This window comes from Paenibacillus sp. GL_099_B (genome assembly GCF_057835695.1).
This window is the reverse complement of record NZ_CM174430.1, coordinates 3,861,863-3,886,656: the sequence shown is the minus strand read 5'-3', so window position 1 is coordinate 3,886,656 and position 24,794 is coordinate 3,861,863. Positions and strand designations below refer to the sequence as shown.

The following is a 24,794-nucleotide window of genomic DNA, read 5'->3' as shown; positions in this document are numbered from 1 at the left end:
CTGAAAAAATACCATCAAATGATATCCTCTCAATATCCTACAGAGCGGTCCCTAGATGTCCTTGATAGATGCTGTTTGCGAAATCCTTTCGCGAATGTCTTCTTCAGTTCGTGGGACAAGAAAATCTACCATCAATTCCGCGTTTGCTTGCACTTCCTCGATGAAAGGACGGAAACTCTGATTATATTCTTGGAACGCAAGTTCATAGTTCCCATGGTTTTTATGGAAAGCATCGGCCAAGGCTGCCGCCCCATCGATTGCGAGTGATCCACCCATGCCAGCAGCCGGAGAGGCGCAGTATCCAGCATCACCGACCAGCGCTACCCTGCCTTTTGTCCACGAGGGCATTTTCATTTGGCACAGTTTGTCAAAGTAAAAAGTTATTGAGTTCTTCACTTCTTCCAGCAATTCTGGCGTTCGCCAGCCTAGTCCGGAAAATTGATTCAAAATGATATCCCGCTGCTGTTCCTCGTTTCGGTAGTCGTAGGGGAGCTCCTTCTCCGAAGAAAAGCAGAGCACGATATCGGTTTTATTGTTATAAGAGTTTAGCATGACCGCCTTGCCCAGCTCGTTGTACATCTGTGTCGTATTCTCCCGGATCAACAACTTATCCACGATCGTGATAGAGAAATACGTTTGAAGAAAATGCGAAAATTCCGCTTCCTCGCCGAACCATAATTTTCTGACGACCGAATGAATACCATCACAGCCGAACACCAGGTCATAAGAGCGTTTTTGTCCTCCTTTGAAAGCTACCTCAACGCCATTAGCTTCTTCCTTCAAAGACGTAATGCTATCCCCGAAAATAAACTCAACGTCATCTTGGACAGCCTCGAACATGATATCCAGCAATACATTTCGCTCAATTTCATATTCATCTTCTGCAAGCTGCTCACGGATTTCGACTCTTTCAGTGACATCATCGGAATTTTTGAATTCCATTAATTCCATGTCTATTTTATTCGACTGGATTTGGTCTAGAAGCCCCATACGTTTCGCGATGTCGGCGGTATTTTCGCGGATATTTACAGGTGTGCCGCCTTTTTTAAGACCTTCAGCAATCTCAACAACGGTCACGTTGTAGCCAAACTTCTTCATCCAGTAGGCTGTTGAAATTCCGGCGAAACTCGCCCCACTAACTAGAATATTTTTTTTCATATTCTCGTTCCTCCCGTGATCAATATTATTTCTAATGATGTTGTATAGAATAAAATAGCTTTGTGAACTGAATATGAACGGCTCGTGCAGAGCCAGGGGTTGATATTTTCCTCAAGAAAAGCCAAGTTTGATTGTGGGGAGTATCGCTCCACTAATAATTACGGATATGGGTTGTATGAAGTCAGCATGAAGCCTGCCAAAAATACAGGCATCGTATCCTCCTTTTTCACCTACACAGGACCTGCTCATGGCACGCAATGGGATGAGATTGATATTGAATTCTTAGGAAAAGACACGACCAAAGTACAGTTTAATTATTTTACGAATGGGGTCGGTGGTCATGAGAAGGTTATTAACCTTGGCTTTGATGCATCACAGGGGTTCCATACCTATGCTTTCGACTGGCAACCAGGGTATATCAAGTGGTATGTTGATGGCGTATTGAAGCATACCGCAACCAGCAATATCCCCATAACTCCCGGTAAAATTATGATGAACATATGGAATGGGACCGGGGTTGATAGTTGGTTAGGTGCTTATAACGGTGCCAATCCATTGTACGCTGAATACGATTGGGTTAAATATACGAGTAATTAGTTATGCAGAAGCAGCCGCTCAGCGGCTGCTTTTGTTTTTTCAAGAGCACGAGGTACCTCCTGAAAAGAAATTTCGAGTAGAAGATGTTAATGAAATTATCGGCAATTCCGATAAAAATAGCTGGGGGGATTGTGGAAGAGTGCTCTGGGCAGCCTAGGGGCAAGCGATTCATATACAGTTCATAAATGCAATTTACAATAAGATAAATTGTTGTTAGTAACCGAAACCTGTTTTACGAAAAGCTGCTTATTACAGATAAATATGGAGGTAAGATTCGTTTGGAATTGTTTGAATTTATTTTATTGATGCTGGTGGCGGTCTCTTTATCCAATTTAGTAAACCGGTTTATACCTTCGATCTCCGTGCCTATTATTCAAATCGTGCTGGGGATGTTGATTACTTTGCTGCCCTTGCACTATGAACTGAAATTAAATCCGGAGCTGTTTTTACTTCTATTCATTGCCCCGTTGCTGTTCAATGATGGTAGGCATGCGGATAAAGAAGCGCTGTGGAAGCTAAAGAAACCGATCCTTTTGCTAGCGCTAGGATTGGTCTTTGTAACGGTAGCTGTGATGGGATATTTCCTGAATTGGTTACTTCCGGTCATTCCGCTGGCGGCAGCCTTCGCATTGGCAGCAGCACTGGCGCCTACCGATGCTGTGGCCGTAGGCGCACTGGAGCAGAAAGTGAAGATCCCCCATCAGACAATGCAAATTCTTGAGGGAGAGTCTTTAATAAACGACGCATCAGGGCTGGTCTCCTTTCAGTTTGCCGTAGCCGCAATGGTCACAGGTGTATTCTCTTTCAAAACGGCCAGTATCAGCTTTATTGCGATTTCACTTGGTGGTGTGGTGTTGGGTCTGCTGCTCACCTTAGTAAAATATGGTGTGGTGAAGTGGTTGCGCAAACTGGGAATGGAGAATGTCACGCTTCACATGCTGATTGAGATTCTGACTCCATTTTTAATTTTCATGGCTGCAGAGGAATTGGGGGTCAATGGTATCCTGGCCGTTGTCGCAGCAGGAATTGCCCATTCTTTCGGTTACAAGAAAATGAACCCTGAGGTAGCCAAGTTAAGTGTTGTATCCAAAAGCACCTGGTCAGTTATTATCTTTGTATTAAACGGACTCGTTTTCCTCTTGCTTGGAACACAGCTTCCTGAGATTATCCAGACAATTTGGAGTAACCCCGAAATAGGTAATTTTAAAATCATTATGTACACACTATTATTGACTTTGGCTGTACTCGGACTGCGTCTCATCTGGGCCATGCTGATGGATATTTCCGAAGGGACCAAACCGCGTGATCCTTGGGCGCTGAGGTTGAAGAAGGCGCTTATCCTCAGTCTTTCGGGAGTTCGGGGAACGATTACACTTGCGAGTACCTTGTCACTGCCGTTTTTACTTAATGATGGCACTGCATTTCCAGCCAGAGATCTGATCATTTTCCTCGCGGCTGGAGTTATCTTGTGGACTCTTCTGGCATCCAACTATCTGTTGCCGCTTTTATTGGGTAAAGAAACACAAACGGAACAGGAAGAGGACGAAATTCAGGCAAAAATTGAGATTCTGAGGAATGTGGTTACCGGATTAAATGAACTGACCACGGACCAGAATCGTCTTGCGACCGCCCAAATCATCAATACGTATACTTCCAGAATACGAACACTCAAGAAAGATGAGAAGAAGGATAAGGCACAGCGATCCTTGGGTTTGTCCGTATTGAAATGGGAAAGAGAGAATACGCTGCATGCGCTTGAAAAGAAAGAAGTGAATCCATACACAGCGTACCGTTATCTTAACCGAATTAACAAACTGTTGTTTATGCACACAAGAGATGCCCGTTATAAAAAAGAGTTTTTCCCCGTTAAGCATTGGGACGAAGTGTTCGGGATGCTGCAGCAAGTCCGGTTAAGCTTCCGAGAAAGACGGGCTGAATTGAATAGTCTCAGAATTCAAAATATTGCTTATGTCATTAAGCAGCTAAATGTTCTACTCGCAGAAGGCGAGCAGGATATGGAGATGGTCAGCTCGCTAATTCTGCAGTATGAACGAATGCTGTTGGGTCTGACCAGAAATGAAAAGGACACCGGCACCCGAAAAGAGTTTGGTATATCGATGCAGGAGCTGGCCCGAGTCGGAATTCAGCTGGAGAGAGACAACATCCAGTCCATGTTCGAGACAGGAAGGATTTCAAGACAAGGCGTGAAGGAAATGAAACGAGATATTCTATTCATGGAGCATGATTTGCGAGAAGAGACAAGCTAAGAGGTACCGATCGATGTTTTTGTCAAAAACCTAGGGGAAATGCAAAGATCTCTTACGAAAACTCATTGAAGAAAACCGCTATTTTAGCGGTTTTTTTGTTTTTATGGAACTTTGTTCTTGACCTGAATACTCATAGGCTGTTTTTAGGCAAGGAGTTGCCTAGAGGATATAAGTGTGTTAAAGTACCTATTAACCAAACATCCTACGTTTGATGAAATGAGGGCTTACGTATGCTTCAGAAAACAAATCGGCTGACGCTGGTCGAGCAAGTCGCATTGCAAATGGAAAGACAGATCGAATCTGGCAAGTGGGCTGTCGGGATGCGTATTCCGGCTGAACCGGAATTGATGGTCGAGTTGAATGTTAGCCGCAATACATTGAGGGAAGCCATTCGGGCGTTGGTCCACTCAGGACTCTTGAAGACGAAGCAAGGGGACGGGACGTACGTCTGCTCTTCGAGCGTGCTGGGAGTTGTGCTACATAAACGAATCATGCGCTCCGACACGATGCAGACATTGGAAGTCCGGCATGCGCTCGAGCGCGAGGGAGCCCATCTTGCCGCACAGCGCAGAACGGACGACGAGGCGCGCGAACTTCTTCTCCAATTGGAACGCTGGGAGGGGGCGGCAGCACGCGGTGACATGGATGGTATTGTAACGGAGGATATCCATCTACACCAAGGCATCATCGCGGCGTCTCATAATGAAATCTTGATCGAATTATACAATCATATCGCGGACGCATCACAAGATACGATTATCAGCTTGACTCGTTATGAAATCGAAGCGAGTTTCAAGGAGATGCACCGGCAACTGGTTGAAGCGATTGTTGATCAAGATGCCGATCGTGCCGTGGCAGCGGTTCACCGTCATATTGCGGAATCGAAAGCTGTTCTTGAGGTCAAAGGAGACGAGCAGCCATGAGCGTACTAAGCGATACAAAGTCAACGATTGGGAAGAAACCGTTGTCGTTGGCTTGGCCAATTATCCTCGGCATCGTCCTGATTGCAATGATTATGCGGTCGCCGTTAACATCGGTAGGCCCATTGATCGGCTCGATTCGCGAATCCCTCGGACTGTCAAATGCTACGGCAGGTCTGCTCACTACGCTGCCGTTGCTTGCTTTCGCGTTGCTCTCGCCGTTCGCCCCCATTCTGGCACGCCGTTTTGGGGTGGAACGAACCCTTCTTTATGCGTTGGTTTTACTCATAGTAGGTATCGCGATCCGTTCGTTGGCCGCAACAGCTTCTTTGTTTGCAGGCACTGCTTTGATTGGGCTATCGATTGCGGTGTGCAACGTGCTCATTCCAAGTCTGGTCAAACGTGATTTTGCTCATCAAGTCGGCCTCATGACCGGTGTGTACTCCGTGTCGATGAATTTATCCGGGGCGATTGCATCCGGTGTCAGTATTCCGGTCGCCCGCGACCTCGGTTTCGGCTGGAATGGCGCGCTTGGCATTTGGGGCGTACTCGTTTTGTTGGCCGCGCTGTTCTGGTTGCCTCAGGCACGGGCGAGTAGGGGGTCTGCCGTAGCGGCAACAAGTGGTGCGTCCAAGCGCCGAAGTCTGTGGCGTTCGCCTCTGGCATGGATGGTTACGATTTTTATGGGGATGCAGTCTCTCTTTTTCTATGTTTTAGTCGCTTGGTTGCCAGAAATCATGACAAGCCGGGGATTGAGTGAAGACAGCGCCGGTTGGATGCTATCGCTGTTTCAAACTGCTGCGCTGCCCGTAGCGTTCATCGTGCCGATTGTTGCGGGACGCATGAAGAACCAACGTTTACTGGTCATCATAATGACTATCCTGTTGTTTGTTTCATTGGGAGGCCTTTACTTTGGGGGAAATGCTCTCATTTCGTTATGGACAGTTTTACTCGGAATTGGTGGGGGATGTGCGTTCAGCTTGGCCATGATCTTTTTAAGTTTACGTACGAAAGATGCCCACGATACAGTTTCTTTGTCTGGCATGTCGCAATCCGTAGGATATTTGCTGGCAGCAACCGGACCGATCTTGTTCGGTTTGCTTCATGACATCACGGCAAGCTGGAACTCCCCGCTGTTGCTGCTGCTTGTCGTTAGTGCTCTGCTGCTCCTGTCTGGCTTGGGCGCCTCCAGAAATCGCACGGTATAAGGAAAGAAGAATAAGCAGAGCTTGTGAAACGCGCCGAATGCCACGGCAGAGGCAGTATGAGATTTGTAGCTCAAGTCTATCAGGGTAGGCCGTGAGCAGATAGCGGAATAGCACCTATATATGGAAGTATTTTAATATATCAATTGCGAAAATGATTGGCTATAATGCAAAAGGTATAAAAGGAGAAATGAAATTTATAAAAAAAATACAAAAATGAGGAATGTAAGTGATTTACTTTTTATGGACGATGTATCTTGGATTGCTAGGAACAGCATCTCTCGCATTTTTATTAAAAGGAAAGTATAAATCAAAACTTAGCAAAATAGATTTCGTCGTATCTGTCATTACATGGATTGGGTTGTTAGGGTTCGTTACGGAAACCACTATTCTAACTCCTATATTCTGGAAAATTGTTACAGTGGCAGCTCTTTTGTGGGATATATCATTCACGATGCTCCTAAAGGATTATGAAGGTCAAGAAATACTAGAGGAGTTACCGATTGGGGTGAAAAGAGTTTGGATGTTAATAACATTAGTTATCATGATCGGACCTCTTTACTATGGGCTTTTCAGATATTCTTTTTCATGAATGGTGCCGGTAACCTTAGGTTTCCTATGTATTGAAGGAATCCGTGTAAACAAAATGAGAATGTAAAACCAGTGAAATTTTAATTCATTCACTGGTTTTTTATTTACCCTCGAATGCAGTTTGAGAAATTACAAAGGAGTTTTCTTTTTTTAGGACACACATAAACGTATGCGAAGGGAATATTCAGAGGTACAAATTTAATTTTTCAATAATAAATTTTTATTCATTTTGAAAAATACTGCGCATCGTCTGATCCATTTCAAATAATAAAACTTTTGTGTTTTGATTTCATTGTATGTCCTCCAGCATTGATAAGATTGGGATTCCAAAGAAATTTCCTAAACAAAAAAAAGTGATCGTCCAGAATAGAGCGCTGGAGTATGTTATAAGAGCAAATTTTGTATAATGAATACCGCTCACTCCAATGAGCAAAGGCATGAAATAACGCACAACCGGGATAAACATTCCGATACACATCGCTACATGGCCTCTTTTTCTTAAAATGGATTCGGCTATGAGATAGTGCTTATTGTGTGAGAATTTATTCTTAAATTTGTGGCCGAATAATTTGCCTGTAAAATAAGCAATCGTGATCGCTGTTATCAGACCAATCAGAATACTGATATAGGCAGCCCAGTGATTGATAAAACCCGAGCGACTTAGAACGGCACTGGTAAGAATGGTTACTTCATTAGGAATTGGGATTCCGAATGGGCCTAGGGAGAAGGCGAGAAAAAAGAAAAGGTAACCATACTGATGGACAAGATCTAGCACGTTATGAACAATCATTTTTTCAACTCCTCATGTGGATAGATGTATCTTAACGAGAAAAAATAAGGAATTGATTAGAGTATTTCTAAAGAAAATCTAAAGAAGTTGCAGTGAAAAAAAATGAACCGCATGACCATATTGGATAAACATTGGCCATGAGATTCACTAAGGTCTCAATCACTTATCTATCGATGTATAAAAACTTCATAAATTCCTTCGTTTTTATAACAGAGATTTTTCATGTAGATTGTGTATGATGATCTGATGAATCGAAAATGGAAAAATGTATTCGCTTTACATAACTGGTGCCTCCGCAGAAAGTATTGTAGAGTTGTAGGAGCAATTACGCGATGAAGGTGAGAAATATGGAAATAAATAAGATTCTTGTTGTAGACGATGAGCCGGAAATTCGAGAAGCTCTCGTTATTTACTTAAAAAGCAATGATGTAGATGTATTTACGGCCTCTAACGGATTGGAGGCACTGGAGATCCTTGAACAAGAAACGATTCATCTTATTATCATGGACATCATGATGCCGCAGCTTGATGGAATCAAGACGACATTTAAAATTCGTGAAGATAAAAATATACCGATCATTATGCTTTCCGCCAAATCGGAGGATAGTGACAAGATTTTGGGACTCAACGTTGGAGCTGACGATTATATAACGAAACCGTTTAATCCCTTGGAACTGGTCGCTAGAGTCCGATCTCAGCTACGCCGGTTTACGAATTTAGGTTCCTTTCACTCCATCGGGGAAGAGATCATTCAAGTAAAAGGACTCGTGTTGAACAAAAGCTCGAAAACTGTTGAGGTGGATGGAGCGGACGTTAGACTGACCGCGAAGGAATACAAAATTTTGGAGCTGTTGATGGAGAACAAGGGCAGAGTTTTCTCCATTGAAGAAATTTATGAACGCGTGTGGAATGAGCCGGTTTTTGCTTCAGAGAATACGGTTGCCGTACATGTGAGAAACATTCGTGAAAAAATTGAGATCAATCCTAAAGACCCAAAATATTTGAAGGTGGTATGGGGAATTGGATACAAAATCGAGAAAAAGTAAAGCGGATCGAACGATTGGAATTGACCCTCTTGTCCTCATCATCGCAGTTATTTTAGGGATCTTCTTACTTATTAACGAGTATTCATACTTGGGGGTGGGTCTGAGATTTTCAACTTCACGTTTTATTTTGGAACTGCTTTCCATTATTATCTTGGGTTTGTTGGTAGCCAGACTGTTTCGTTATTTTAAGGCGCCTCATAATAAACGTACCTTCTGGGATGGCAGTGTGTTGCTAGATTACTTTTATATTTGGAGAACCGGTTTTAGAGCCAGTCTGCAAAACGGGAGACTAACGTTTGGCCTCATTATTATGTTTCTGCTGATTGCATTAACCGGTATTTGTTTTTGGGAGGCAGTCACATATTACGGTGAGGGATGGCTCATCCTTTATTTGTTGCTATTTGTGCTGTTTGTGGTTCCTTATATGCTCTCCAAGCTTAGACGTTTCATCGCCATCATCAATGGAAGTAAAAAGATATCCGAAGGGAATATTCAGAATTCAATTCAAGATACTGCCGGAAACGATTCCCTATCTGAACTTGCTGGCTATATTAACAATATGAAAGCCGGGTACCAAAGCGCATTGGAACATCAAATGAAAAGCGAGCGGTTAAAAACGGAACTGATAACCAACGTATCGCATGATTTGAAGACTCCGCTTACTTCGATTATCAACTATGTCGATTTATTAAAAAAAGAAAATCATTCTTCGGAGACAACCCGAGGCTATATTGAAACGCTGGAGCGCAAGTCGCTTCGACTGAAACTGTTAATTGAAGACCTGTTCGATATCTCTAAGATGGCCAGCGGTACAATAGAGCTGGATATGGAGTACGTCGATGTGGCAACGTTATTGACACAAGCGATAGCGGAATCCAACACTCATATGGTACAGGAGTCGCTCGAAATGCGGGAGAGGATTGCCAAGTTCCCGATCCATGCGCATTTGGACGGTAATAAAATATGGCGTGTATTCGAAAATTTAATTAGCAACGCGCAGAAATATTCGCTTCCAGGAACCCGAATCTATATTTATTTGGACGAGACTGATGATCTGGTAAGATTCAAAATTCAAAACACCTCTGCCTATGAGATTGATTTTGATGCGGAAGAACTGTTCGAACGTTTCAAAAGAGCAGACGAATCCCGCCAGACAGAGGGATCGGGACTAGGTCTGGCTATTGTGAAAAGCATCGTTGAGTTGCATGGAGGGCAGATCAAAGTCGAGATTCACGGCGATCAATTCAATGTTATTGTGCATTTACCCATACTAACTCAATAATCCCCAACGGAAAGCATAGGCAACGACTTGTGTCCGATTTTTTGCACGTAGCTTGGTCATCAAGCTGCTTACGTAATCTCTCACTGTATACTCGCTGAGGAACAACAAGGAAGCGATTTTCTTGTTATCATAACCTTCCGCCAGAAGTTCGAGAACGGTTGCCTCTCTTTCTGTTAAAGCGATGGCCATCGTTTTGGCGGTGTTTTCCTTCTCTTTCCTAGATAAAAACAAACCAATCCTTTTTCCCACTTGTTCAAGCAAATCCAGCTCAGCCTTCGTGCAATCAAATGAATCTCCCATTTGGTCAAAAGTTACCCAGCCATACAATTGATGCTCGTGGGCAATCGGTATAAATATAATCGAAGACAACTGAAATAACTGGATATGCTCGTCCCTTAGATAAGGTTTTGGATTTTTCAAATAGATCGGTCTTTTAGAGTTGAAGATTAGATTTTGCTCGGTCAATTGTCCTTTCATACTCTGAATTTTCGGAAGTTCTTCGCCAATGACCCCATAGAACTGGTTGGACCAAGGTACATATGCATAGAAGACACAACGTTTATAATTGAAATACTTCTCACATTTTTTCAGGATAAAGGCAAGATCTGAAGCTCCGGAAGAACTGACTAGGAGTTGGCTTAATTGGTCCAGCAAACGCAGCCTTTTTAATTCGTCATTTTCCTCCGTTTCATGATTACCAGACTCCGTATCAGCCCACTTATGAAAGCTATGCATCAGATACGAAAAGACAGATAACAGGAACATGAGCGGGTCCATCATCCGCTGATGTTTCAATTGGATTAATAGTGTCAGCAAAGCTTTTTCCAATATAATTTGAAGCCATTGTAAGCTTGCCATATTTAAAATAGTTAGCTGGGATTGAACCCAGGTATCCAAATAAGAAGAATAATGATTATCCATATGATCCAAGTCTGAATAAGTAAACATCTGGAAAAAAGATCTCATCAGTACTTCCGTTTCGTTCCGATGTGTCTCAGAGATATTAGCTTCCGCGATCAGGTAAATGTTTGTGTTTTCTTCGAGCTGTTTACTATGCGTTTTGAAAAATAATACAAATTCCTGAAAAGTCATTTCAGTATATGGATGAAAATTTTGTGTCATAATAAGCCGTTCCCTTCAAATGAAATACCCTACAAATGGGGGGTATACAATCCATTATTACACAGAACTTTATAGGATAGTATTTCAAAATTAAAGGAGTAATATTGAGGAGTACAAGTTCTTGAGTCTTTTGAGTCCAATTAGGATTGATAAGATCTTAATGAATGGGCAAAATATGGATATATAACTGATGATGAAATGGAGCGGTTGAATCTTATGAAATTACATGAAAAAGTAGCTATTGTTACAGGTGGTGCTAGTGGGATTGGTGAAGCCACCGTTCGCCTTTTCGCAAAAGAAGGAGCAAAAGTGGTCATTGCTGACTTCTCTGAACATGGTAAAGAACTAGCTGCCGAACTCAACGGGGAAGGTCATGATACGTTATTTGTCAAAACAGATGTGACTAAAGAAGAAGATATTAAGCACATGATTAATGAAACTGTTGAGAAATACGGTAAGCTGGATATTATGTATGCAAATGCAGGGGTTGCCGATGACGAAACCGCTGATGTATTGTCATATGATAAATGGAAACGAACGATCGATATTAACTTGTCAGGTGTATTTCTTTCCGATAAATATGCTATTGAGCAGTTCCTTAAGCAAGGAAATGGCGGAGTTATTGTTAATGCTGGGTCGATACACAGCTTTGTTGCATTGCCTAAAACAACAGCTTATGCCTCGGCAAAAGGAGGCGTTAAACTGTTAACTCAGAATTTATGTACTGCGTATGCAAGCAAGGGAATCCGGGTCAACGCGGTATGTCCTGGATACATTGAAACGCCTCTGTTGAAGAACGTAGATGAAAAAAGCAAAGAATATTTAACTTCACTTCATCCACAGGGCAGACTTGGCCGACCAGAAGAAGTAGCAAAAGCTGTGTTGTTTTTAGCCAGCGATGATGCTAGTTTCGTGAATGGTACGACCTTGCTTGTTGATGGAGGTTATACCGCACATTAATTTTGGTCAGATAAAAGATGGTATCTGAAAACAGATTAACAAATCGAAATAAACCTCTAATCATTGAAGACTTCTTCATTGATTTAGAGGTTTTCTTTTACATACGGCGTAGCCTATAGAAGATTCCTTAATTACCCTTTGACAGAGCATTAAAGTTTCCTGCATACTGACTTTATAAAGTTGTTTTATAAAGAGGGTTACAGAAAGAGCTGACCACATTAGAAGGATCTAGGCTCTAAGTGCGTGTTTTACTAAATCTGCTTGTATTCATCATACTCAATGAATATGGGATGATTTTTTTTGCATTTAGATACGGGAGGTGAGAGTCATGGTATATATAATTTTAGCAGCTATCATTTGGATTGGGGTTTATGCGACTTTGAAATTGTCGAGTGAGCCTATTGAAGTGAAGCCAATTCGATCAATTAATGATCTCTTTGAATAGCTAAAGGAATTGCCATGGACACTTAATAAGCACGCTTTATAAAGACGAAAACTATTTTAAAGATGAGTAAACCTGTATCCAACAAAGAACCCAATAATAAATCCAACTTGAATTCGGAGGATTTTAAATGATTAGACTCGTAGTAACTGATCTGGACGGAACATTTTTGAATAATCAAGGTTCGTTTGATATTGAACTTTTTAATGAAGTGTATGAAGAAATGCAAAAGAAAGGAATAACGTTTGTTGCCTGCACGGGAAAACAGTGTGAACGAGTAGAAAAGTTGTTTGGTGACCATGGGAAAGGAATTTGGATTCTTGGAGATAGCGCGGCCAGAATCAAGAAAGATGGAAAAGTCGTCAAAGAGTTTAGCATTGATCGCACACTCGTTCTGCGAGCCATTGAAGAAATTCAAGGTTTTGATCCCCAAATGACAATCATTGTATGTGCAAGCGATGCAGCATACGTACATTCCTCTATCTCTGATGATATGTACAACGTAGTTAAGGGCTCTTATGAACAAGTCATAAAAATGGAATCCTTCTCCGAAATCGATAGTGATTTTATCAAAATAACCGTATTTGATACACAAGGCAGAAGCACAATGCTTAGAAAACATGTAGAACAAACGTTAAATGGCCAAATCTATATTGTCGACTCTGAAGCCAGATGGCTGGATATTACTGCTCTTCATACCCATAAAGGTGAAACGGTAAAAAAATTACAGGATATGCTGGGGGTGACCCCGGAGGAAACGATGTCGTTCGGTGATGGAGAAAACGATGTTGAACTGATGGCAATTGCTAAATACAGCTTTGCTGTTAGCAATGCTTGCGAGAACACCAAAAAAGCAGCAAGTTTCATCACAAAATCTAATGAAGAAAACGGCGTTCTTACAACCATTCAAAAAATGATGGATTTACAGTAGGACTGCTCTAAACATTCAAATAGAAATTACTATATGACGAAGCATGTGAAAAGGAGCGTGGGATATTTGCGTAAAAATGTATATTTGTCAGGCTCTGTACTTACTTCTGAGGAACGACGGAAGTTGGAACAGTTAAATACGATTATGGAAGCACACTTCTTAACCACACATCTACCGCATAGAGACATAGAAACTCAATCTGTACACTCAAAAAGTGGAGATGAAATGTTCAAATTTGCAGTTAAGGCGATAGAAGAATGTGATATGTTTGTCGCTGTTTTAAACAACAATGACTTGAATTTAAGTGATGCCTTTTGGGAGATTGGTTATGCTTATGCGCATAAGAAACCTATCTTTTGTCTACTTGAAGGTGAATTCAATATCAATCAATGGGGACAACTCATGTTGATGAATTCTTCAGTTGTTTGTCATAATGTGGAAGAACTCAAAGGACAATTAGATCAGGCACAAAACTATTTAAAATCAAAAACGAAAACAGTGTAGATATGATTGCTGTAGAAGACTCAACATAGACATATCTCATCGCCTATAGTAACAAGTATTCAAAAAAAATAGAAAATGTGATGAACGGACGGACCAGCAATCAAGAAAGAGCTTATCAAGGCGTTCACTGCACAATAGAGGGAAAGCTTTGATCGAACGAGAGTGGGGTTACGCCGGGCTAAACAAAGAGTTATACAAAGATCTTGTGGCGAAAGATACTGATGTGAAATTCGGAGCTGGGCAACATTTTGGCCATAGTTCAGGAGTTATTCCGGTTGCGGACCATTTATAATTAATCCTTATCGATATGAACAATCTATTGCTAAATTGATATTTTAATGTAAAATGACTAAAATGATTCGCAAATAGATTAGTCTAATCTCGGCAAGACTTCTTTTATTTTCAAGAGAGGTTGATATGGAAATTTATGAGACGACTGTGGGCAGATCGTATCACCGACAAATTCAATCGTTTGATTTACAGCAGCTCCTTCAAACAGAGAATTCGCTTATCTATCATCACTATGATAACGCTTGCAATCGGGGCAGTGGGCATGACAACTTATTGGATTGCATCCAAGGAGCTCCAGAAGAACGCATTTGAGACTAGTCAAGAAACCGTAAACAAAACGACTCAAATTCTGGACGACAAATTAACGGGGATTTCCAACTCCATTCGTTCACTGACCTTTAGTTATGCCTTCAAGGATATGATGCTGGATGTACAGAGTAACGATATCTCTAATTACTATGTGCATTTGTCCGAGCTCCAATATGTGTTTTCACAGGTTTATTTCAACGAACCTCTAATCGAAAGCATACTTATTGCTACGCCCATTGGAGATTTTTATCCCATTTCACAAAGACGTTCTCAGACACAGTCCTTTTATGAATCCAGTATGTATTACGATATGATTGAGAATTATGGTGGGAAGTGGATAAAAGGGCATACGGATAAGCTTTTTACTGGGAACAAGCGTGCCATTTCATTTGTTACAAAGGGAACTCAAGAGAATGTCCCCAACACAAATGTATTTATTGTCGTGAATGTTAATGAGAGTGGATTAATTGGGCTGGTTAACAAACATTCTTCAAATGATGATAGCGATTATTTTGTAATCGATTCCAAAGGCGAGGAAGTAATCCGGACTTCATGGTCATCCAGCCATAATCTAATGAAAGATAAACCCTTCTTGTACAATGTATCTGAGAGTAATCAGGGCTCTTTCTTTCATAAGTTCGATGAAACCGATTACTTGGTTAATTACACAAGATCAACAGTAGTCAAAGATTGGAGCCTGTTCGGTATTCAACAGAAGGATACACTGCTTGAACAAATGAACGGAGTAAAGCGTACCACCCTGTATATTATGCTTTTCTTCCTGCTGTTCACTAGCCTTTTAACCAATAAACTAACGGCGCTGTTGCTAAATCCCCTATATAAACTTCAGCGACTTATGCGTGAAGTAGAGAATAACCGTCTGAATGTTCGCTTTACCAGCCGTTCCTCCGACGAAGTTGCTCAGGTCGGATTCCAGTTCAACCGCATGTTGGATGAAATTAACCGACTCATCGATGATGTAAAGTTGAGCGAATCCGGAAAACGTAAGGCAGAGATGCGAGCTTTAACTGCGCAAATGGAACCACACTTTTTGTATAACACTCTTAATACGATCTATTGCAAATCAGTCCTGGGGGAAAATGAGGAAGTCAATGAGATGATTCTATCCTTGTCCCAGATGTTTCAGCTTGGCTTGAGCGGAGGGAAGGACTGGAACACGCTCCAAGATGAATTGTTGCACGCAGAGCAGTATTGTCTGATTCAACAAAAATGCTATGAAGGGCTGTTTGAGCTTGAAGTTACCGTACTGGATGAATCTGTGCTGAACTGCCTTTTGCCAAAGATTCTCTTGCAGCCGATTGTGGAAAATAGTATCCAACATGGCTTTAAGGACATTACTTTCGGAGGTCAGATTCATTTACAGGTGGACAGGCAAAACAATTTGGTTCATCTGACTATTGAGGATAATGGTGTGGGCATGAATGCGGCGATGGTAAGTCAAGCGATGTTGCAACCGCCAGTCTCCAAGAAGGGTTATGCTCTGAACAATATCGTGAATCGGCTCAACCTGTTTTATGGAGAAGAAGCGCGAATCGAACTCTGCAGCCTTCCTGGCAAAGGATCGAGAACTGACATTTGGATTCCGATTAGAAAAGGAGAAGTTGAATCATGATAAATGAACCCCAACGGATTAAATTATGCATTATTGATGATATTCGAAGTGTAGTCGATATGATTTCTCAGAAGCCGCCTTGGGGAGAACATCACATTGAAGTGGTTGGTACGGCCCTCGATGGTGAGGAGGGTATTCGACTGGTGAAAGAAACCAAACCTGATATTGTTCTTACAGACATACGGATGCCCAAAAAGGATGGGTTGGCCATGACGCAGGAAATTCTCGTAAGCGCTCCCTCCACGAAAATTGTCATTCTCAGCGCGTATACCGACTTCTCATTTACAAGACAAGCGATTCGTTTAGGTGCATTTGATTTTGTAAAGAAACCTTTCTCTATAGATGAAATCATTCAGGTCGTGTTGAAAGCAAAGGCTGCATTCGAAGAAGAACGGCAGGGCCAGAGTAAGGCAATTGAAATGGAGCAACAGGTAAGGAAGAGTTTACCGGTATTGCAGCAGGAGTATTTGTCCTTGCTTGTTCATCACAGGACGAATGCTGTCGCTGCTTTTCAGAAATGGCAAACACTCGGCATTCAACTTGCCCCTCAAAATTTCAACCTCTTTATCGTAGAGCTAGACCGTTTCATGGACAAATATAAAGCACAACCTGCACGGGAAGTCGAATTGATCAGGTTCAGCCTTCGAAATATTTTGGAGGAAACCATCGCAGCTTTTATAAGTGGAGGTGTTGTTTTTAGCGAAGCGTTAAATCGATTCGTCTGTTTAATTAATTGTGAAGATATGATAATGGCAGAGCAAATTTCTGAAGCATGCAGGTTGAATATTTATCAATTCACGAACTCTACCATCTCAATTGGTATTGGTAGTTGTGTTACTTCTATCGATGAATTACCGGATTCATATGAGCAAGCTTTAAGTGCTCTGGCCTATCATTTCTATTCAGATGGTAATGGTGTTAACAGTTATTCAGGCATATCCGAAGACGAGAAAACACTGCTTAATTATACTGCGTCAACTGAGCACGAGTTTCTCATGGCTCTACGCTCGGGCAATCGGGAAAAATGTCGGCTTATCCTAGAGCAAATCTTCAATGATCTATTGCAGCGAGATCCTCTTCCCAAACCGCAACAAGTCGACAATCTATGCTATGAATTGTCATCCAAAATATGTCGAGTCATGTTAGAACAATTCCCGCCCGATCGCGTGAAGAGACTTGAAGAACAATGGAACCATGTGAAGCGTACAGGTGTAATTACATTTCAGATTATGCGGGATACGGTGAGAGAACTCTGTCTTGAAGCGTGTTCTTGGATTGAGCAGGAACGCTCGGATGAATCAACTAAGTTGATCTATCAGGCGAAGGATTACATATGTGCCAATTTAAATTTAAATTTATCTCTTGATTATTGTGCAAAGCAGTTCAATTTAAGTCCCGGATATTTTTCGAATTTATTTAAAAAAGTACTGAATATTTCATTTCAGCAATTCGTGATCCATCAGAGAATGGAAAAGGCTAAAGAGATGCTGATCGATGATTATCAGGTACAGGAGATTGCAAGGGAATTAGGATATGAGCATCGGCGTTATTTTAGCGAAATTTTCAAGAAGCATACCAATATGACCCCATCCGAATTCAAGCTATATAGTACGGGGAAGATCAGTCAACCTTTAGATCTTGCTCATAAGCAATCATAATTCGTAAGAGTAGCCTTGTTTCCGTGAGTTTCGGATGCAGGGCTAGTTTTTTAATGACAGATTCATAAGAAAACCTGCCCTTGATGTGTGGTTTACCGCATTATGTAAACGATTACAAGAAACTATAATGGAGGAGAAAGAGAGTTATTAGATAAAAAAGGGAGGTAATATGTATGAAGTTAAGCAAGAAATTCCTTCTAACTGCACTGTGTATCGTTCTCACGGGAAGTCTCGCAGCTTGCAGTAGTCCTGAATCCACAGAAAAAGGAACCGGAACATCAGCTAAAACCAAGATCACCTACTGGACTGGAGACCGCCACGATTCTGAGTTTGTGAAAGAGACGATCGATAAATTCAATGAAACGAATAAGGATAACATTGAGGTGGAACTGGTCATCAAGGGAGACGATTTCGATCAAGCACTAGATATGTCTTTTCAGACTTCAGAGCCACCGGATATCATTCGTGTTAAAGAAAACACCATACAGACTTTCTATAAGAAAGGGTTCCTTGCTCCAATTGACGAGTTCCTCACAGAAGAAATAAAAGATACATTTCCTGTTATGGAGGATCTGAACAGCTTCGATGGAAAACGCTATAGCTTGCCGAACTATGGTACAACGATGCGTCTGATTTACAATAAAGAGCTTTTCGCCAAAGCGGGTATTGAAAAACCACCGACGACATTGAATGAGTTGGTCGAGGCAGCCAAGAAAATTACGGAAGTGGGTAAGTCAAACGGAGCCTACGGTTTCGCACAGAATTTCAAGAGTCCTTCCAGCGCCTTGGGCCGATCTGCCCGTGTTATTGCAGAAGTAAGTGGTTATGGAGGGTATGGTTATGATTTTAAGACAGCACGATATGACTATAGCGGCTTTAAATCCATCATGGAAGCATTTAAGCAAATCAAGGATGACGGAAGTATGTTGCCGGGTGTCGAGTCGCTTGATATTGATCCATTACGCGCTCAATTCGCTGAAGGGAAAATCGGAATGTACTTGTCCTATTCTGCTGAAGCGGGGGTCTACCAATCTCAATTTCCAGCCAAAATCGATTGGGCCGCAGCACCTGTACCTTCCATTGACGGCAATTTCAATGGTGCTTCTGGATTCCTAGGGGGCCAATGGCTGGCAATAAGTTCAGAGACCGAAAATAAGGAAGCAGCCTGGAAGTTCCTTGAGTATATGTATAATGAATCTGTCCTTCAACAATATCAAGAGAATGGCTTTGGAATATCCATGGTTCCTTCAGTAAGTGCTGTTGCAGCAAAGCCAGAGGTTAAAGGTATAGAAGGTTTCCTGCCCAACAAGTACGACGGTGTCTGGCCGGTCTACCCAACCGTGCCGGTACATGGTATGAAGTCTGACGACGCCTTCGTAAAGTACATCCTAAGCGGAGGTAATCTAGATTCTATTATCAACGATTTGAATACACGTTATAATGCCGCTTTGGATACAGCAATTGCAAGTGGTGACGTGAAAGCCGAGCCTATTGCGGATTTCGATCCAGCGGAACTTGCAGGAAAGTACGTAAAATAGAGGTATTTCAAAGGGTGGGGCATGCTCCATCCTTCATTAAATCTTATAGAGATTGCAAGGAGTTGAGAGGATATGAATAAAGCAAAGAATCTAGCTTTTTCATACAGCTTTCTTTTGCCCAGCTATATACTAACCATCGTTCTGGGTATTTACCCGATTATGTGGGCCATGAGATATATGTTTTACGATTACAAAGGGTTTGGGACTGCACAATTTGTAGGACTGGCAAATCTAGAACGAGTCATGACAGATCATCAGTTCTGGGATTCAGTAGCCAACACGTTCGTTTATGCTGGAGGCAAGCTCCTGCTATCGATACCGCTCGCTCTGATATTAGCCGTCATTCTGAATTGGAAAATTAAAGGAAGAAATCTGCTAAGAGCCATTATATTTATGCCTACGATCATTAGTACAGCAGTTATGGCGGTCGTATTTTTCACCATTTTTAACTCGTATAATGGCATCCTCAATCAGTTCCTTCTGAAATATAAATTGATCGGCAGTGCCATTGATTGGCTGGGTGTTGATTATGCCATGCTGACGATCATCCTCGTTGCTGTATGGGGGGCGGTTGGGAACTACATGCTTTTGTTCTTAGCAGGCCTTCAAAATATCCCGGAAGATGTGTACGAGAGTTCTGCTCTAGATGGGGCTAACAAATTCCAACAATTTCGCTACATTACCATTCCAATGCTCGGCCCTGTCATGCAAATGATAATTATGCTAGCCATTATTAATGCGCTAAAAGGTTATGAGAGTATTATGGTGATGACCGATGGCGGGCCTATTGGAAAAACCAATGTCATGTTTTTATATGTATATAAATTGTTTTTCCCGCCTGCGGGTTCCACGGCATCTACACAAATTCAAGAAATTGGCTATGGTAGTGCTGTGGCTTTTGTCACAGCTGTTATTGTCGGTATCATCACGATACTTTACTTTTATGGATCAAAACGGATGAGTCATAACGAATAAGGGAGGAACGTTCATGAGAATCGCATGGAATACCGTACTGTGGGCGTTTCTGCTAATGGTCGCATTTCTAACGCTGTTTCCTATAATTATCACCCTGCTTGGTTCTTTTAAAACGAATGCCGAACTTACTGCCGGAGCGACTTTTCTTCCAGCTATTTGGCAGTTCACCAACTATATCGAAGCATGGAAACAGGCGAATTTTTCAACATACACACTAAATAGTGTATTTGTTGCCGTCGCGTCAACCATAGGAACATTAATCGTCTCGTCCATGGCAGCCTATGTCGTGAACAGAATGGACTTTATCGGCAAAAAACTATACGTCAGCATCCAGGCATTTACTATGTTTGTAGCGATCGGAGCCGTCGTTCTTCGACCTCAATTCGAGCTGATGATTAAACTTCATCTGCATAATACGCTGTGGGGCGTAATTCTGATTCTGATCAGCACACATGCTTCAGCATTCTTTATCCTGCTCAGTTTCATGAACGGAATTCCCAAAGAGCTTGATGAGGCTGCACGCATCGATGGGTGCTCTCCGGGCAGAACATTCTGGAGAATCATTATTCCGCTGCTTACGCCTGGGCTCGGTGTGTGTGCGTTGTTTGCCTTCCGGGGAGCATGGAACGAATACCTGATTCCGTTTGTGTTTACGCTCAGTAAACCCGAGCTGCAGACATTGACCGTGGGACTAGCCAATCTGAAGTACGGTATCTCGGCTGCTTCACAGACACACTTCATGATGGCGGGGGCATGCCTGTCCATTCTCCCGATCCTTATTGCTTATATTTTTGCTAACAAATCCTTTATGCAAATGACTGCGGGCTCCTTAAAGGGCTAGTAGTATTCTTAACATCATCAGGAGGAATGGAAATGAATTCACCTTATATCGGAAAACTCGCATCAAGTTCTGTAATTAAACGTTATCTGAACAACCCGATTCTAGATGCTTCTTGCGTCCCATATCCCACGGCGCTTGTGTTCAATGCAGGCGTAACGAAATTCAATGGAAAATATGTGATGGTTTTTCGAAACGACTACGGCTCTTTGGAGCAGCAGACGATTGAGGCTCATCATACAACAGATCTTGGTGTTGCCTTCAGCGATGACGGGATTCATTGGGAGGTACAACCGAAGCCGTGTTTTAAGCTACATGACCAAGAGATTATCCGCGCCTATGACCCAAGGCTTACTGTAATTGATGGCCGCTGTTATATGTGTTTTGCCGTAGACACACACCATGGCATTCGCGGTGGTGTGGCCGTTACCGACGATTTTGAAGAGTTTGAAATATTGAGTTTGTCGACACCAGATTTGCGAAACATGGTACTATTCCCGGAGAAGATTGGCGGGAAATTCATGCGGCTTGAACGGCCTTTCACAGTATACAGCCGCGGGGGAGTCGACCGATTCGACATGTGGATATCAGAATCTCCGGATTTGAGGTACTGGGGAAATTCTGACTTGCTGCTTGCTGTTGAAGATGTACCATTTGCCAATGATAAGATCGGTCCTGCAGCTCCCCCCATCAAGACAGAGCAGGGATGGCTTACTACATTTCATGCCGTTGATATTGACCCTGCAAGAGGCAAGAACGGGTGGGAAACGTCGTGGCAGAAACGGTATACTGCAGGCTTAATGCTGCTTGATTTGGATAATCCCAAAAAAATAATCGGCATGTATCAGAATCCGCTGCTGGCACCAGAAGCTAGCTATGAGATCGAAGGAGGCTTCCGTAATAACGTTATCTTCCCAGGCGGAATGATACTCGAAGATGATGGTGAGGTTAAGATTTATTATGGTGCAGCAGACACGATTGAATGTCTCGCAACAGCGCACATCGATGATTTGATCCAGTTATGTCTGAAGGGTTAACAGGAGGGGATGAGACAATGACCATATGGGATCTCGTGCAACATCCTCCTGCTAATTATCGTACAGTGCCATTCTGGTCCTGGAATGACGATCTGGATAAAAATGAGCTCGAACGGCAGATCGAAGAGATGCACAAAGCTCGAATCGGAGGCTTTTTCATACATGCTCGTGGTGGTCTTACTGTACCTTACATGGGAAAAGAGTGGATGAAGGCCATACAGATCTGTATCAAGAAAAGCCAGGAGCTCGGGATGGAAACATGGCTCTATGATGAGAATGGCTGGCCAAGCGGTTTCGCTGACGGAAAGGTGCCTACATTGGGGGTGGCTTATCAACAGAAGCGTTGGCTTATGAAAGGGCTCCTTTAAATAGAGGTAATAAAGTGACGATTGCCTCCTATGTCCAGTCCGAGGAAGAACTGCATCTACTCACCGCTGACGACACACGTAATCCTGACTTCCGAGTATATTACGAGTTGAATCCTTTTTATATCGACACGTTAAGCAAAAAGGCTGTAGCTGCGTTCATTGATTCCACCTATAATGCTTACTGGGCAGAGTTCGGTGATCAATTCGGCTCTGTGTTGAAAGGAATATTCACGGATGAACCGCAATTTGGACGCGGAGATCTTCCATGGTCGCTAGAAATCGAAAATGCCTTTCAGAACCAGCACGGGTATTCGCTGCGCAAGGTACTTCCAGCTCTGTTCCTGGAAACCAAGGACTGTCGCAGAATTAGGCATGATTATTGGTCATGTGTCACCACATTGTTTACTGAGTCCTACGCAAAGCAAATTGGAGAGTGGTGGAAGGAGCACGGCAAGCTGAGGTATTACTGCTTCATCCCGTCCGAACCGCTTGGGTGGAACTGGAGGGTTCTAACTCATCACAGGTTGAGCAATATCATGAATCGTTTGCACAGCTGTCTCGCTGGTTGTGCCAAACGTTTATCGAGCATGATTATGGAAGCGAGGGAATTATTGAACGTCATGGTAAAGTAGAGGGAAATCTTTTTTTTGTAGGTAAGGCTGGTTACCGAGTGGTTGTTGTTCCGCCGAGTGTGACCTTAAGCGAGATGACGGTGAAATTGCTCAATCAGTTTGTATTGCAAGGTGGAAGCTTAGTCGTATTTGAACCTGTTCCGTTCCTCATCAATGGACAACCGAATGAAGAAATCAGTCGTTTAGTGAACGCTGCAGTGAAACCCGATTGGAATCGCAACGCCTTGGTAGAATCTGTTTCCAGAACCGTTTCTCCATCGATCTCTGTTGCTGACAGGGAGGGACTTCCCATCGTATCGGACATGGTCAATATCCAGTCACTTAGGTTAGACGATTCCTATCTCTATTACCTGGTGAATTCCGGAGAAAAGTGTTATCCAGGTATAGAGGTAACTTTTCACCCGAAGGGTACACTGACTCTAATTGATTTGGAGAGTGGCGATATCAGGCCGCTTAAGTATACAGGAGCAGAGAACGGCATCAAATTGAAACTGACTTTGCACCCTGCTCAATCCTATGTCATCAGACTAGTTTTGATGGAAGATCAATCGCAAGTGGATCAGGTAACTGAACTCAGAGTAGACCATTCAAAAGTTAACAATCAACAACTAAATGAATTATGGAAGATTGATCATATCGATCACAATAGCTTGACTTTGGATACCTGCAGGTATCGGTTGGAGAATGGTGAGTGGTCTGAGTCGCAGCCTCTCATTTTTATCCAGGAAAAACTATTAAAGATTGGTTATCCTGTTCAGGTCGAATTGGAATTCGAATTTCAGATCGCCTATGATCTTATGGTTACGCGGGAAATGCATCTGGTATTGGAAAATCCAGAGAAAGCGCGAATTATTATTAATGGAAGCAAGATAGCATCTCATACTATCAGCTTAACATTGGATTTCTGGAACTCTCCTGAAACGTATGAAGCTATGGAACGTGCTCAAAGTTTTGAGTCTGAGGGGAATAAGCTGACATTTGATACGGAGCTTGAAAGCGTGTATCTAGTTGGTCATTTTGCAGTGAAATCGGAGTCTCCTTATAAAAATGGAGAGCATGTTGTTATATATACAGATGGTCCATTTGTACTTGAAGAATCTCCTCATCAATATGTACTGACAACTGATCTAGGCTGTCAGGGCTTACCTTTCTTTTCAGGCAGCATTCGAGTGATGCAGACGGTTGCAATAAATCTGGAAGATAGCGCTTCATGGCTATGGCAGTACGGCTCACATCCGGATGCGATTGTTACAAGATTATCAATTAACGGACAAGAAGTTCGTACCTTTTTATGGGAACCCTATGAAGCAGATATTTCAGGATATCTCCAACAAGGAGAGAATTTGATTGAGCTGGAGTTGACCAGCAGTTGTAGAAACTTGCTTGGGCCTCACCATCATGTGAAAGGAGAACCAATGAAGGTTGGCCCAGACAGTTTTAAAAATACAGTCGGTTGGACGGATAGAGACCTAGACCCAGATATCAATTTGTACCAATCTCATTACGCTTTCGTTCGCTTTGGACTAAGTACATCACCACGAATAGTTATGATGACATGAAAGAGCAAGAAGATAGGTAAGTTTTTTGATTTTTACAAAAGGACATATCGTGTTAATCAATAATTCCCTTTCAGGGCAGATGCTCACTTAATTAATATGAGTATAACTCACCTCTCACAGTGGAAGGCGAGTTATACTTTG

20 protein-coding genes and 1 pseudogene are annotated in these 24,794 nt (G+C 42.4%); 18 read left to right on the top strand and 3 right to left on the bottom strand.

Annotated features, from left to right (window positions below; translation table 11 throughout):
• Positions 1-51: 51 nt before the first annotated feature.
• Entirely contained in the window at positions 52-1,158 is a 1,107-nt protein-coding gene (locus AC3ITG_RS17600) for an FAD-dependent monooxygenase (RefSeq protein ID WP_489250832.1), read from the bottom strand.
• A 108-nt stretch (positions 1,159-1,266) separates the two neighbouring features.
• Between AC3ITG_RS17600 and bglS the strand changes: the two are divergent.
• The 4 genes and pseudogenes from bglS to AC3ITG_RS17580 all read left to right on the top strand — a co-directional run.
• Positions 1,267-1,755 (top strand): annotated as a pseudogene (bglS, locus tag AC3ITG_RS17595) (beta-glucanase); the annotation flags it as partial.
• A gap of 278 nt (positions 1,756-2,033) precedes the next feature.
• A complete protein-coding gene (locus tag AC3ITG_RS17590) occupies positions 2,034-4,022 on the top strand; it encodes a Na+/H+ antiporter (protein WP_413025430.1) in 1,989 nt (662 codons plus the stop codon).
• Between the two features lie 230 nt (positions 4,023-4,252).
• Positions 4,253-4,945 (top strand): FadR/GntR family transcriptional regulator, encoded by a 693-nt coding sequence (locus tag AC3ITG_RS17585; protein ID WP_413371785.1) that lies wholly within the window; start codon positions 4,253-4,255, stop codon positions 4,943-4,945.
• Positions 4,942-6,150 (top strand): CynX/NimT family MFS transporter, encoded by a 1,209-nt coding sequence (locus AC3ITG_RS17580; RefSeq protein ID WP_413371784.1) that lies wholly within the window; start codon positions 4,942-4,944, stop codon positions 6,148-6,150. The genes AC3ITG_RS17585 and AC3ITG_RS17580 overlap by 4 nt, the downstream gene beginning before the upstream one ends.
• Positions 6,151-7,027: 877 nt before the next feature.
• Here the strand turns inward: AC3ITG_RS17580 and AC3ITG_RS17575 are convergent.
• The gene (locus AC3ITG_RS17575; RefSeq protein ID WP_489250831.1) at positions 7,028-7,528 is read right to left on the bottom strand and encodes a DedA family protein; all 501 of its coding nucleotides are present in this window, start codon (positions 7,526-7,528) and stop codon (positions 7,028-7,030) included.
• 332 nt (positions 7,529-7,860) lie between these two features.
• Here AC3ITG_RS17575 and AC3ITG_RS17570 point away from each other — a divergent pair, with 332 nt between their 5' ends.
• Both AC3ITG_RS17570 and AC3ITG_RS17565 read left to right on the top strand, forming a co-directional pair.
• Positions 7,861-8,574: a response regulator transcription factor gene (locus AC3ITG_RS17570; protein WP_489250830.1), complete on the top strand. Its 714-nt coding sequence runs from the start codon at positions 7,861-7,863 to the stop codon at positions 8,572-8,574.
• On the top strand, positions 8,549-9,856 hold the full coding sequence (locus AC3ITG_RS17565) for a sensor histidine kinase (protein WP_489250829.1): 1,308 nt from the start codon (positions 8,549-8,551) through the stop codon (positions 9,854-9,856). The genes AC3ITG_RS17570 and AC3ITG_RS17565 overlap by 26 nt, the downstream gene beginning before the upstream one ends.
• Here the strand turns inward: AC3ITG_RS17565 and AC3ITG_RS17560 are convergent.
• Complete coding sequence (locus tag AC3ITG_RS17560; RefSeq protein ID WP_489250828.1) at positions 9,845-10,978, bottom strand: LuxR C-terminal-related transcriptional regulator; 1,134 nt, start codon at positions 10,976-10,978, stop codon at positions 9,845-9,847. The genes AC3ITG_RS17565 and AC3ITG_RS17560 overlap by 12 nt on opposite strands.
• Before the next feature lie 216 nt (positions 10,979-11,194).
• On the opposite strand from AC3ITG_RS17560, the gene AC3ITG_RS17555 reads away from it, so the two are divergent.
• From AC3ITG_RS17555 to AC3ITG_RS17500, 12 genes are all read left to right on the top strand, one after another.
• Positions 11,195-11,938 (top strand): SDR family NAD(P)-dependent oxidoreductase, encoded by a 744-nt coding sequence (locus AC3ITG_RS17555; RefSeq protein ID WP_413371779.1) that lies wholly within the window; start codon positions 11,195-11,197, stop codon positions 11,936-11,938.
• A 572-nt stretch (positions 11,939-12,510) separates the two neighbouring features.
• Positions 12,511-13,311 (top strand): Cof-type HAD-IIB family hydrolase, encoded by an 801-nt coding sequence (locus AC3ITG_RS17550; RefSeq protein ID WP_413371778.1) that lies wholly within the window; start codon positions 12,511-12,513, stop codon positions 13,309-13,311.
• A gap of 66 nt (positions 13,312-13,377) precedes the next feature.
• Entirely contained in the window at positions 13,378-13,815 is a 438-nt protein-coding gene (locus AC3ITG_RS17545; RefSeq protein ID WP_413371777.1) for a nucleoside 2-deoxyribosyltransferase, read from the top strand.
• 553 nt (positions 13,816-14,368) lie between these two features.
• Complete coding sequence (locus tag AC3ITG_RS17540) at positions 14,369-16,048, top strand: sensor histidine kinase (RefSeq protein WP_489250827.1); 1,680 nt, start codon at positions 14,369-14,371, stop codon at positions 16,046-16,048.
• Positions 16,045-17,706: a response regulator gene (locus AC3ITG_RS17535; protein ID WP_489250826.1), complete on the top strand. Its 1,662-nt coding sequence runs from the start codon at positions 16,045-16,047 to the stop codon at positions 17,704-17,706. The genes AC3ITG_RS17540 and AC3ITG_RS17535 overlap by 4 nt, the downstream gene beginning before the upstream one ends.
• A gap of 173 nt (positions 17,707-17,879) precedes the next feature.
• The gene (locus tag AC3ITG_RS17530; protein ID WP_489250825.1) at positions 17,880-19,244 is read left to right on the top strand and encodes an ABC transporter substrate-binding protein; all 1,365 of its coding nucleotides are present in this window, start codon (positions 17,880-17,882) and stop codon (positions 19,242-19,244) included.
• 72 nt (positions 19,245-19,316) lie between these two features.
• Positions 19,317-20,219: a carbohydrate ABC transporter permease gene (locus AC3ITG_RS17525; RefSeq protein ID WP_489250824.1), complete on the top strand. Its 903-nt coding sequence runs from the start codon at positions 19,317-19,319 to the stop codon at positions 20,217-20,219.
• Between the two features lie 13 nt (positions 20,220-20,232).
• On the top strand, positions 20,233-21,060 hold the full coding sequence (locus AC3ITG_RS17520; RefSeq protein WP_489250823.1) for a carbohydrate ABC transporter permease: 828 nt from the start codon (positions 20,233-20,235) through the stop codon (positions 21,058-21,060).
• A gap of 32 nt (positions 21,061-21,092) precedes the next feature.
• Positions 21,093-22,094 (top strand): glycoside hydrolase family 130 protein, encoded by a 1,002-nt coding sequence (locus AC3ITG_RS17515; protein WP_489250822.1) that lies wholly within the window; start codon positions 21,093-21,095, stop codon positions 22,092-22,094.
• Positions 22,095-22,111: 17 nt separating this feature from the next.
• Positions 22,112-22,462 (top strand): hypothetical protein, encoded by a 351-nt coding sequence (locus AC3ITG_RS17510; protein WP_489250821.1) that lies wholly within the window; start codon positions 22,112-22,114, stop codon positions 22,460-22,462.
• A 14-nt stretch (positions 22,463-22,476) separates the two neighbouring features.
• On the top strand, positions 22,477-23,094 hold the full coding sequence (locus AC3ITG_RS17505) for a hypothetical protein (RefSeq protein WP_489250820.1): 618 nt from the start codon (positions 22,477-22,479) through the stop codon (positions 23,092-23,094).
• On the top strand, positions 23,028-24,653 hold the full coding sequence (locus AC3ITG_RS17500; protein ID WP_489250819.1) for a hypothetical protein: 1,626 nt from the start codon (positions 23,028-23,030) through the stop codon (positions 24,651-24,653). The genes AC3ITG_RS17505 and AC3ITG_RS17500 overlap by 67 nt, the downstream gene beginning before the upstream one ends.
• The last annotated feature ends 141 nt before the right edge of the window (positions 24,654-24,794 follow it).

Bases quoted from the DNA above. Each gene is read 5' to 3' on its own strand.
- AC3ITG_RS17530 (WP_489250825.1), top strand. From the start codon at position 17,880: ATGAAGTTAAGCAAGAAATTCCTTCTAACTGCACTGTGTATCGTTCTC.
- AC3ITG_RS17570 (WP_489250830.1), top strand. From the start codon at position 7,861: ATGAAGGTGAGAAATATGGAAATAAATAAGATTCTTGTTGTAGACGAT.
- AC3ITG_RS17550 (WP_413371778.1), top strand. From the start codon at position 12,511: ATGATTAGACTCGTAGTAACTGATCTGGACGGAACATTTTTGAATAAT.
- AC3ITG_RS17515 (WP_489250822.1), top strand. From the start codon at position 21,093: ATGAATTCACCTTATATCGGAAAACTCGCATCAAGTTCTGTAATTAAA.
- AC3ITG_RS17510 (WP_489250821.1), top strand. From the start codon at position 22,112: ATGACCATATGGGATCTCGTGCAACATCCTCCTGCTAATTATCGTACA.
- AC3ITG_RS17580 (WP_413371784.1), top strand. From the start codon at position 4,942: ATGAGCGTACTAAGCGATACAAAGTCAACGATTGGGAAGAAACCGTTG.
- AC3ITG_RS17585 (WP_413371785.1), top strand. From the start codon at position 4,253: ATGCTTCAGAAAACAAATCGGCTGACGCTGGTCGAGCAAGTCGCATTG.
- AC3ITG_RS17540 (WP_489250827.1), top strand. From the start codon at position 14,369: ATGACAACTTATTGGATTGCATCCAAGGAGCTCCAGAAGAACGCATTT.
- AC3ITG_RS17600 (WP_489250832.1), bottom strand. From the start codon at position 1,158: ATGAAAAAAAATATTCTAGTTAGTGGGGCGAGTTTCGCCGGAATTTCA.
- AC3ITG_RS17555 (WP_413371779.1), top strand. From the start codon at position 11,195: ATGAAATTACATGAAAAAGTAGCTATTGTTACAGGTGGTGCTAGTGGG.
- AC3ITG_RS17575 (WP_489250831.1), bottom strand. From the start codon at position 7,528: ATGATTGTTCATAACGTGCTAGATCTTGTCCATCAGTATGGTTACCTT.
- AC3ITG_RS17520 (WP_489250823.1), top strand. From the start codon at position 20,233: ATGAGAATCGCATGGAATACCGTACTGTGGGCGTTTCTGCTAATGGTC.
- AC3ITG_RS17560 (WP_489250828.1), bottom strand. From the start codon at position 10,978: ATGACACAAAATTTTCATCCATATACTGAAATGACTTTTCAGGAATTT.
- AC3ITG_RS17525 (WP_489250824.1), top strand. From the start codon at position 19,317: ATGAATAAAGCAAAGAATCTAGCTTTTTCATACAGCTTTCTTTTGCCC.
- AC3ITG_RS17535 (WP_489250826.1), top strand. From the start codon at position 16,045: ATGATAAATGAACCCCAACGGATTAAATTATGCATTATTGATGATATT.